The following is a 9,693-nucleotide window of genomic DNA, read 5'->3' as shown; positions in this document are numbered from 1 at the left end:
CGCGGTCGTGATCGCTGCGGCGACCGGGGTGGCGAGCCTGCTGTTCTTGCGCGGCCGCGGTGAGTCGCCACCGCGCCCGGGGCGCGCTGCCGTCAAGAGGCGCATTTCGGCCCGACTCGATCGCGTTCGTGAGCAGGGCGAAAGTGGCGAACTGCGCAACGCCTGGATTCTCGCGGGGCCCACGCTCGACCCGCGTCACCGCTCGATCTTGCTCGAAGTCGTGGTGCGCCTCACCTTCCACGCGATCATTGTCATCTCGCTTTATCTGCTGTTTGCGGGTCACAACCTGCCGGGCGGTGGCTTCGTGGGCGGACTCGTCGCGGGACTCGCGCTCGTGGGCCGCTACCTGGCTGGCGGTCGCTACGAGCTCGGAGCCGCTCTGCCGCTCGGAGCCGGTGCCGTGCTCGGGGCCGGGTTGCTCATCGCCACCGGCGCGGCTCTCGTTCCTCTGTTCTTCGGGGCGCCACCCCTCACCTCGACCTATTGGGAAGGCGAGCTGTGGCTGCTCGGTGAGGTCGAGTTTGTGACGTCCACGATCTTCGACATCGGGGTCTACCTCGTCGTCGTGGGCCTCGTGCTTGATGTCTTGCGCAGCCTCGGCGGTGAAGTCGACCGACAAGGCGGCGATGTTCTTGCGCCGGCGGGGCGCGCCGGTGCGGCATCCGTCGTCACGATCTCGGCAGCGGGAGGCAAACCATGACCGTCTCGCTCGTGCTCGTCGTCATCATGGCCGCGCTTATCGCGTGCGGTGTCTACCTGTTGCTCGAACGCAGCCTCACGCGAGTCGTGCTGGGGTTCTTGCTCATGGGCAACGGCGTCAACCTGCTCATTCTCATCATGGGCGGGCGCTCGGGCTTCGCGCCGATCTACGACGACGACCTCGACCCCGCGCAGTACAACGACCCGCTGCCGCAAGCGCTCATTCTCACGGCGATTGTCATCACCTTTGCCGTGTCGGCCTTCTTGCTCGCTCTCATCTACCGGTCGTGGCGACTGGCGAACGCCGATGACCTGACCGACGACGCCGATGACGTCGCCCTGCGCCAGGGAACGGTGGCGATGCCGGCCGAAGAGGTCGCACTTGACGCCAACGACACCGACTTTCCGGCGGAGGCGTCTCGATGATCGCCACGCTCGTTCCCCTCGTTGTGCTCGTGCCGCTCTTCGCGGCCGCGCTCACGCTCGTGCTCGGTCGACGCGCTCGACCGCAGCGCATCGTTGCCGCGCTCGCCCTCACGACGGTGCTTGCGATCAGCGTCGTGTTGCTCATCGGAGTCGATCAGCAGGGCGCCGTGGTGGTCGAGGCGGGCAATTGGCCGACGCCGTTCGGCATCGTTCTTGTCGTCGATCGGCTCGCGGCGCTCATGCTCGTCGTCTCGTCGCTCGTCCTGCTGGCAGTTCTCGTCTTCTCGATCGGTCAGGGTCTCGCCGACGGTGATGACGAGACTCCCGTGTCGATCTACTACCCGACCTATCTCATCTTGACCACGGGCGTCATGGTGGCCTTCATCGCGGGTGACCTCTTCAACCTTTATGTCGGGTTCGAAATCTTGCTCGTCGCGAGTTATGTGCTCATTACGCTCGGCGGCACTCAAGCGCGCATTCGGGCTGGCGTCACGTACGTGATCGTGAGCCTGTTGTCGTCGATTCTCTTTCTCGCCGCGATCGGCATGATCTACGGCGCCCTCGGAACCGTCAACCTGGCCCAGGTGGCCGACCGCATGAGCGAGCTGCCGATCGACGTGCAGATCGTGTTGCACGTCATGCTTCTCGCGGCCTTCGGCATCAAGGCCGCAGTCTTTCCCCTCTCGTTCTGGCTGCCCGACAGCTACCCCTCGGCCCCCGCACCCGTCACGGCCGCCTTCGCGGGCCTCCTGACCAAGATCGGTGTCTACGCCATCATCCGTGCCGAAACGGTCATCTTTCCGACGCCCGAGCTCAATCCCGCGCTCATGGTCGTGGCGCTCTTGACGATGGTGGTGGGCGCTCTCGGCGCGGTGGCGCAAGCCGACATCAAGCGCATCTTGTCGTTCACGCTCGTGAGCCACATCGGCTACATGATTCTGGGCGTCGCCCTCGGAACCGTGGCCGGAACGGCCGCGGCGATCTACTACATCGTTCACCACATCGTCGTGCAGACCACCCTCTTTCTCGCCGCTGGCCTGGTGGAGCGCGAGGCTGGTAGCACCTCGATCACCCGCATCGGCGGGTTGCTCGCGAGTGCGCCACTCGTCGCTGTGCTGTTCTTCATTCCGGCACTCAGCCTGGGCGGCATCCCCCCGTTCTCGGGCTTCATTGGCAAGCTCGGTCTGTTTGAGGCGACCGCCGAGCAAGGCGATGCCCTCGCCTACGTGCTCATCGGGGCGGGCGCTCTCGTGTCGCTGCTCACGCTGTACGCACTCGTGCGCGTGTGGAACCTCGCGTTCTGGCGACCGGCCGCCGATGTCGAGGGCGACGAGTCGCGACTGTTGCGCGCAGTTGAAGAAGCGCCCGACAGCCCGGCGACGCTCGCCGAAACCCGCGCGACGCCGCGCCTCATGACGCTCAGCACCGTCGGCATGGTGGCCGTAGGGCTGTCGCTCACGGTCTTCGCAGGCCCGCTGTATGGACTCGCTGACCGCGCTGCTCAGGGCCTCGATGGCTCGAGCGACTACATCGAGCTCGTTCTTCCGGGCGCGACAACGGGGGAGGGCGAGTGATGGCCGTTCAGCAGCGCGCGCGGGTGACCGTGCGCCAGCAGCTTCCTTTGCTGCTTGCCCTCGTCGTGTTGTGGATGTTGCTCTGGGGTTCGATCACGCCCCTCACGATCGTTACCGGAGTCGTGGTGTCGCTCGGCGTGACGCGCGCGTTCTACCTGCCGCCCGTCGAACTCTCGGGGCGCTTCAACCTTTTCTGGTTCATCGTTTTCGTCGCTCGGGTGCTCGGCGAAATGGTCGTGGCGTCGTTTCAGGTGGCACTGCTCGCGATCGGCCCGCGCTCGCGCCACGAAAGCGCTCTCGTGAAGGTCGACCTGCACACGCGTTCTGACTTCATTCTCACGGGCACGGCTCTCGCGGTGTCGCTCGTTCCCGGATCAATCGTCGTCGAAGTCGACCGGGCGAGCACGGTTCTCTATGTGCACTCGCTGTCGGTGCACTCACCCGCCCAGGTCGAGAAGGCGCGGGCTCACGTGCTCAGCCTCGAGCGCAGTCTGCTGCGCGCGTGGGGGTCGCACGACGAGTGGGAGGCGGTGCGCTCATGACCATGCTGTGGATGATCGCCGGGGCTATTGCCATGGTGGCCGTGCTGCTCGTGCTCGTGCGCCTCATCGCGGGCCCAACCTTGATCGACCGGCTCATTGCGAGCGATGTTCTCTTGACGACGCTCATTCTCGTCGTGGGTGCCGAGATGGTCATCTCGGGTCACACGCGCACGATTCCACTGATGGTCGTGCTCGCGGCAACGGGGATTCTCGCAAGCGTGGCCGTCGCGCGCTTCGTCACGCGCGCCACCGTGAGCCCGGCAACGTCAGACGCTGAGGAGGGTAACGATGGGCGGTGAGGCGCAATGGGCGAGCATCCTCGATATCGCCGCAGCGAGCCTGCTCATCGTGGCCGCTCTGCTCACCCTGGCGGCGGCGATCGGACTGCTGCGGTTTCCTGACCCGCTCTCTCGATTGCACGCCGCGACGAAGCCCCAGATTCTTGGGCTCGTGCTGGTGGTGGTCGCGATTGCTCTCAGCGCGCGCAGTGTCACCGTCTTGCTGCTGCTGATTCCGGTCGTGGTCTTTCAATTGTTGACCGCGCCGATTTCGGCGCACATGGTGGGGCGAGCGGGGTATCGCAACGGCGACTTCGAGCCCGCATCACTGCTCGTTGACGAACTCGCTGCCGATGTCGACGCCGCGCGCGCGAGCGACCTTGCGGGGGGCGCGTGGGACGACGAGCCCGACGGTCCGTCGTCGAAGCCAGGGGATGCCGGGCCGTAGAATCGACCCATGTCGAAGCCGGACCACAAGCCCCGTTCTCGCGTCGTTACCGACGGCATCGAAGCCACCACCTCGCGCGGAATGCTGCGCGCCGTGGGCATGGGCGATGCCGATTGGGACAAAGCGCAGATTGGCATTGCGAGCTCGTGGAACGAGATCACGCCGTGCAACCTCTCGCTCGCGCGTCTGGCGCAAGCGGCGAAAGAGGGCGTGCACGCCGGTGGCGGGTATCCGCTGCAATTCGGCACGGTGAGCGTGAGCGACGGCATCTCGATGGGCCACGAGGGCATGCACTTCTCACTCGTGAGCCGTGAAGTGATTGCTGACTCGGTTGAGACCGTCATGCAGGCTGAGCGCCTCGACGGCTCGGTGTTGCTCGCGGGCTGCGACAAGTCGATCCCTGGCATGCTCATGGCGGCCGTGCGTCTTGACCTCGCGAGCGTCTTTCTCTACGCCGGGTCGATCGCGCCGGGCTGGGTCAAGCTCAGCGACGGCACCGAGAAAGAGATCACGATCATCGACAGCTTCGAAGCTGTTGGCGCGGTCAAGGCCGGCAAGATGTCGGCCGAAGACGCCCACCGCATCGAGTGCGCGTTTGCTCCGGGTGAGGGCGCGTGTGGAGGCATGTACACCGCCAACACGATGGCGAGCGTGGCCGAGGCGCTCGGCCTGAGCCTTCCGGGGTCGGCGAGCCCCGCATCCTACGATCGCCGTCGCGACATGTACGCGCACCGCAGTGGCGAAGCCGTCGTCAACCTGCTCAACAAGGGCATCACGGCGCGGCAGATCGTCACGCGCGAGGCGCTCGAGAACGCCGTGACCGTGGCCATGGCCCTCGGGGGCTCAACCAACGTCGTGCTGCACTTGCTCGCGATCGCGAACGAAGCTGAAGTGCCCTTCACGCTCGACGACTTCAATCGCATCGGCAACCGCGTGCCGCACATCGGCGACCTCAAGCCCTTCGGGCGCTACGTCATGAACGACGTCGACCGCCAGGGCGGCCTGCCCGTCTTGCTCAAGGCGCTGCTCGACGCGGGCCTGCTGCACGGCGACGTCATGACCGTGACGGGCAAGACGATGGCCGAGAACCTGGCCGAGCTCAACCCCGACCCGCTCGACGGTGACGTCTTGCGCACGCTCGACAACCCCATTCACGCCACGGGCGGCATCACGATTTTGCACGGCTCGATGGCTCCCGAGGGCGCCGTCGTCAAGACGGCCGGGTTCGACGCCGCCGTGTTTGAAGGCCCGGCCCGCGTCTTCGAGCGCGAGCGCGCGGCGATGGATGCTCTGACTCGCGGCGAGATTTCGGCCGGCGATGTCGTCGTCATTCGCTACGAAGGCCCCAAGGGTGGCCCCGGTATGCGGGAGATGCTCGCGGTCACCGCCGCCATCAAGGGCGCTGGCCTCGGAAAAGATGTATTACTCTTGACCGACGGTCGATTCTCAGGCGGCACAACCGGACTGTGCATCGGCCACGTAGCTCCCGAAGCAGTAGACGCTGGTCCTATTGCTTTCGTGCGCGATGGTGATCTGATCCGGGTTGATATCGCTGCTCGCTCCCTCGACCTACTGGTCGACGCAGACGAGCTTGAGGCGCGCCGCACCGACTGGGCGCCCCTGCCTCCGCGTTACACCCGTGGCGTTCTCGCCAAGTACTCGAAGCTCGTGCGGTCTGCCGCGCAAGGAGCCGTCACCGGGTAGACACGCGGATTTCCCGCTCGTTATCACCGACTCTCAAAGAAGGTCTTCTGATGTCCACGGAATCGACCCCCGTGCCGAGTCCCGCCGCGTCGTCTGCCGCGAGCACCGCGAAGAAGAGTGACCCGCCCATGCTCACGGGTTCGGGCGCCATTCTCGCTTCGCTCGAAAAGCTCGGCGTCACCGACGTGTTCGGGCTCCCCGGCGGTGCCATCATGCCGTTCTACGACGAACTCATGTCGTCAACGGCGATTCGCCACATTCTCGTGCGCCACGAGCAAGGCGCCGGCCACGCGGCCGAGGGCTACGCGGCTGCGAGCGGACGCCTTGGCGTCTGCATCGCTACCTCGGGCCCCGGTGCCACCAACCTCGTCACGGCGATCGCCGACGCCCACATGGACTCGGTGCCGCTGTTGGCCATCACGGGCCAGGTGTTCTCGACCTCGATGGGAACCGACGCCTTCCAAGAGGTCGACATCACGGGTATCACGATGCCCATCACCAAGCACTCGTTCCTCGTGACGAAGCCCGAAGATGTTCCGGGCGTCATCGCCGCGGCCGTGCACATTGCCACGACCGGTCGGCCCGGCCCCGTGCTCGTTGACGTCACGAAAGACGCCCAGCAGAAGTCGGCGCCGTTCATCTGGCCGCCTAAGGTCGACCTGCCTGGCTACCGCCCGGTGACCAAGGCGCACGGCAAGCAGATTCAGGCCGCGGCCCAGCTCATCGTCGAGTCGCGCAAGCCTGTGCTCTACGTGGGTGGCGGCGTTGTGCGCTCTGGCGCCCACAAAGAGCTGCTCGCTTTCGCCGAGAAGACCGGCGCTCCCGTCGTCACGACGCTCATGGCGCGTGGCGCGTTCCCCGACTCGCACCGCCAGAACCTCGGTATGCCCGGCATGCACGGCACCGTTCCGGCTGTGCTCGCTCTGCAAGAGAGTGACTTGCTCGTCGCGATCGGCTCGCGGTTCGATGACCGCGTGACGGGCAAGGTGAGTGAGTTCGCTCCCGGTGCGAAGGTCATCCACATCGACATCGACCCGGCTGAGATCGGCAAGATTCGCCACGCCGATGTGCCGATTGTGGGGGATGCCCGCGAGGTGTTGCTCGACCTGCTGCCCGCCTTCGAGGCTGCGGCCGCCGAGGCTGCCCCCGACATCGTCGATTGGTGGAAGCGGCTCGAGACGCTGCGCACGCAATACCCCCTCGGCTACGTCGACGATCCCGACGACGGACTCCTTGCCCCGCAAGCGGTCATCGAAGCGATCGGCAAGCTCTCGGGCCCCGAGGCGGTCTATGCCGCGGGCGTCGGCCAGCACCAGATGTGGGCCGCGCAGTTCATCAAGTACGAGCGTCCGGGCGCGTGGCTCAACTCGGGTGGCGCGGGCACGATGGGCTACTCGGTTCCGGCGGCCATGGGTGCCAAGGTTGCCCAGCCCGATCGCCTCGTGTGGGCGATCGACGGTGACGGCTGCTTCCAGATGACCAATCAAGAGCTCGCGACCTGCACGATCAACAACATCCCCATCAAGGTCGCGATCATCAACAACTCGTCGCTCGGCATGGTGCGGCAGTGGCAGACGCTGTTCTACGACGGTCGTCACTCGTTCACCGACCTCGAGACCGGGTCAATGCGTGCGGGTGAAGAAACCCGCATGATCCCCGATTTCGTGAAGATGGCCGACGCCTACGGCGCGCTCGGCATTCGCGTGACGAAGCCCGAAGAGGTTGAGCCGGCCATCCGTCTCGCCATGGAGACCAACGATCGCCCTGTCGTGATCGACTTCATCGTGAGCCGTGACGCCATGGTGTGGCCGATGGTGCCGCAAGGCGTCGGCAACTCGTCGGTGCAGTACGCGCGCGACCACGCCCCCGACTGGTACGAGGAGTAAGCCGCCATGACCTATCACGTGCTCTCACTACTCGTCGAAGACAAGCCTGGCCTGTTGACCCGGGTGGCGGGCCTGTTCGCTCGACGCGGGTTCAACATCCGTTCGCTCGCGGTCGGCACGACCGAGGTCGAAGGCCTCTCGCGCATCACCGTGGTGGTCGAGGTCGAGGGCTTGCCCCTTGAGCAGATCACCAAGCAACTCAACAAGCTCATCAACGTGCTGAAGATCGTCGAACTCGACCCGTCGAGTTCGGTGCAGCGTGAGCACATGCTCATCAAGGTGCGCGTTGACAACTCCACTCGCTCGCAGATTCTCGAGGCGGCCAACCTCTTCCGCGCGCGCGTGGTCGACGTCGCCACCGACTCGCTCGTCATCGAGGTGACGGGCGATACCGCCAAGGTTGAAGCCCTGCTGCGCGTGCTCGAGCCCTATGGCGTCAAAGAGATCGCGCAGTCGGGCTTGCTCGCCATTGGTCGCGGCTCGAAGAGCATCAGCGAACGCGTGCTCAAGAACTAAATCCAGCTTTTACACCCCCACCGAACAAGGAGAACCCCGATCGTGACTGAGATTTTCTACGACAACGACGCTGACCTCTCGCTCATTCAGAGCAAGAAGGTTGCGATCGTTGGTTATGGCTCGCAGGGCCACGCCCACGCCCAGAACCTTCGCGACAGCGGCGTTGAGGTGTCGATCGCCCTCAAGGCCGGCTCGAAGTCGACCCAGAAGGCCAGCGACGACGGCTTCAGCGTCTTGACGGTTGCTGACGCCGCCGAGTGGGCCGACGTCATCATGATTCTCGCGCCCGACCAGCACCAGCGGTCGATCTACGCCGAGAGCATCAAAGACAAGCTCACCTCGGGCAAGACCCTCGCATTCGCCCACGGGTTCAACATTCGCTTCGGCTACATCGACGCCCCCGAGGGTGTCGACGTGATTCTCGTTGCCCCCAAGGCCCCGGGCCACACGGTGCGTCGCGAGTTTGTCGCGGGCCGCGGTATTCCCGACATCATCGCCGTCGAGCGTGACGCGACGGGCCACGCGTGGGATCTCGCTCTGTCGTACGCCAAGGCCATCGGTGGCACGCGTGCCGGTGTCATCAAGACGACGTTCACTGAAGAGACCGAGACCGACCTGTTCGGCGAGCAGGCTGTGCTCTGTGGTGGCACCTCGCAGCTCGTGCAGTACGGCTTCGAGGTTCTGACCGAAGCCGGGTACCAGCCCGAGATCGCCTACTTCGAGGTGCTGCACGAGCTCAAGCTCATCGTCGACCTCATGTGGGAGGGCGGCATCGCCAAGCAGCGCTGGAGCGTCAGCGACACCGCCGAATACGGCGACTACGTCTCGGGCCCCCGCGTGCTCGACGCGAGCGTCAAGGAGCACATGAAGGCCGTGCTCGCCGACATTCAGTCGGGCGCGTTCGCGAAGCGCTTCATTGACGACCAGGATGCTGGCGCACCCGAGTTCAAGGCGCTGCGCCTCAAGGGCGAGCAGCACCCGATCGAAGAGACCGGCCGCAAGCTGCGCGCCCTCTTCTCGTGGAAGCAGCAAGACGCCGACTACGTCGACGGCAGCGCGGCGCGCTGACGTCGCCGCAAACGCTGCGTCTGTTGGTGTCGATGCGCGAGCGCATCGGCACGGCGGCAGCGCTGCGCGCTAGTCACTCACCGTCTCGGCCAACCGCCGAGAAACCCACGAGGCCGCGGCCCCCGCAACCAGGGGTCGCGGCCTCGTGCTGTCGGGGGTCGCATAGCGTTCGCTCGGTAGGCTCGACGCATGCCCCGCACGCCCGCTCCCGACGACGACGCCGCGCTGCGGTGGGACGAGTTTGACGACCCGAGCTATGTCGAGTCAGACGCCGCGGTTGCGGCACGTGAAGCCGACGAGGCGGGTGACGCGAGCTCCGCATCCGTCACCGATGACGCGACAACGGATGCCCCTCTCGAGCCCGCCGCAACCGCGCGCCCCTCGGCCCTCACGACGCTGCTCACGGCCCTCTTCGCCGTGGTCTACCTCGCCTACTCGGTGGGGTGGATCATCAGCATCAGCCTCGTTCCCCTCACGGGCCCGACCCTCGTGATCGAGATCATGTACCAGTTCAGCGAGTTTCTTGCCCTGCTCGCGAGTGCCCTGTGGTTT

At 65.7% G+C, this 9,693-nt stretch carries 11 protein-coding genes; all 11 read left to right on the top strand.

The window, feature by feature from the left end; translation table 11 throughout:
• Window positions 1-700, top strand: a 700-nt coding sequence (locus tag SFU54_RS06980; protein ID WP_319015567.1) for an MnhB domain-containing protein, incomplete at its 5' end; no start/stop codon positions are given.
• Complete coding sequence (locus SFU54_RS06975) at window positions 697-1,125, top strand: Na(+)/H(+) antiporter subunit C (protein WP_319015566.1); 429 nt, start codon at window positions 697-699, stop codon at window positions 1,123-1,125. The genes SFU54_RS06980 and SFU54_RS06975, both read left to right, overlap by 4 nt.
• Entirely contained in the window at window positions 1,122-2,699 is a 1,578-nt protein-coding gene (locus tag SFU54_RS06970) for a Na+/H+ antiporter subunit D (RefSeq protein WP_319015565.1), read from the top strand. The genes SFU54_RS06975 and SFU54_RS06970 overlap by 4 nt, the downstream gene beginning before the upstream one ends.
• Complete coding sequence (locus tag SFU54_RS06965) at window positions 2,699-3,241, top strand: Na+/H+ antiporter subunit E (RefSeq protein ID WP_319015564.1); 543 nt, start codon at window positions 2,699-2,701, stop codon at window positions 3,239-3,241. Before SFU54_RS06970 ends, SFU54_RS06965 begins: the two co-directional genes overlap by 1 nt.
• Window positions 3,238-3,540 (top strand): monovalent cation/H+ antiporter complex subunit F, encoded by a 303-nt coding sequence (locus SFU54_RS06960; protein WP_319015563.1) that lies wholly within the window; start codon window positions 3,238-3,240, stop codon window positions 3,538-3,540. Before SFU54_RS06965 ends, SFU54_RS06960 begins: the two co-directional genes overlap by 4 nt.
• Entirely contained in the window at window positions 3,530-3,967 is a 438-nt protein-coding gene (mnhG, locus tag SFU54_RS06955) for a monovalent cation/H(+) antiporter subunit G (RefSeq protein WP_319015562.1), read from the top strand. Before SFU54_RS06960 ends, mnhG begins: the two co-directional genes overlap by 11 nt.
• Window positions 3,968-3,976: 9 nt before the next feature.
• Window positions 3,977-5,671, top strand: a complete 1,695-nt coding sequence (gene ilvD, locus SFU54_RS06950; protein ID WP_319015561.1) for a dihydroxy-acid dehydratase — start codon at window positions 3,977-3,979, stop codon at window positions 5,669-5,671.
• Between the two features lie 50 nt (window positions 5,672-5,721).
• Window positions 5,722-7,557 (top strand): acetolactate synthase large subunit, encoded by a 1,836-nt coding sequence (locus SFU54_RS06945; protein WP_319015560.1) that lies wholly within the window; start codon window positions 5,722-5,724, stop codon window positions 7,555-7,557.
• Window positions 7,558-7,563: 6 nt separating this feature from the next.
• A complete protein-coding gene (ilvN, locus tag SFU54_RS06940) occupies window positions 7,564-8,073 on the top strand; it encodes an acetolactate synthase small subunit (protein ID WP_319015559.1) in 510 nt (169 codons plus the stop codon).
• Window positions 8,074-8,115: 42 nt separating this feature from the next.
• A complete protein-coding gene (gene ilvC, locus SFU54_RS06935) occupies window positions 8,116-9,141 on the top strand; it encodes a ketol-acid reductoisomerase (RefSeq protein WP_319015558.1) in 1,026 nt (341 codons plus the stop codon).
• A 189-nt stretch (window positions 9,142-9,330) separates the two neighbouring features.
• A partial coding sequence (locus tag SFU54_RS06930) for a hypothetical protein (protein ID WP_319015557.1) occupies window positions 9,331-9,693 on the top strand: 363 nt, incomplete at its 3' end.

The sequence above is a fragment of the Microcella sp. genome, from assembly GCF_033763155.1.
Taxonomy (GTDB): domain Bacteria; phylum Actinomycetota; class Actinomycetes; order Actinomycetales; family Microbacteriaceae; genus Microcella.
The sequence above is the reverse complement of the archived record's forward strand: the minus strand, read 5'-3'. Positions and strand labels throughout refer to the sequence as shown.

What these genes read in the sequence shown, in the direction of transcription:
- SFU54_RS06975 (WP_319015566.1), top strand. Translation starts at nt 697, where the DNA reads ATGACCGTCTCGCTCGTGCTCGTCGTCATCATGGCCGCGCTTATCGCG.
- SFU54_RS06970 (WP_319015565.1), top strand. Translation starts at nt 1,122, where the DNA reads ATGATCGCCACGCTCGTTCCCCTCGTTGTGCTCGTGCCGCTCTTCGCG.
- SFU54_RS06965 (WP_319015564.1), top strand. Translation starts at nt 2,699, where the DNA reads ATGGCCGTTCAGCAGCGCGCGCGGGTGACCGTGCGCCAGCAGCTTCCT.
- SFU54_RS06960 (WP_319015563.1), top strand. Translation starts at nt 3,238, where the DNA reads ATGACCATGCTGTGGATGATCGCCGGGGCTATTGCCATGGTGGCCGTG.
- mnhG (WP_319015562.1), top strand. Translation starts at nt 3,530, where the DNA reads ATGGGCGGTGAGGCGCAATGGGCGAGCATCCTCGATATCGCCGCAGCG.
- ilvD (WP_319015561.1), top strand. Translation starts at nt 3,977, where the DNA reads ATGTCGAAGCCGGACCACAAGCCCCGTTCTCGCGTCGTTACCGACGGC.
- SFU54_RS06945 (WP_319015560.1), top strand. Translation starts at nt 5,722, where the DNA reads ATGTCCACGGAATCGACCCCCGTGCCGAGTCCCGCCGCGTCGTCTGCC.
- ilvN (WP_319015559.1), top strand. Translation starts at nt 7,564, where the DNA reads ATGACCTATCACGTGCTCTCACTACTCGTCGAAGACAAGCCTGGCCTG.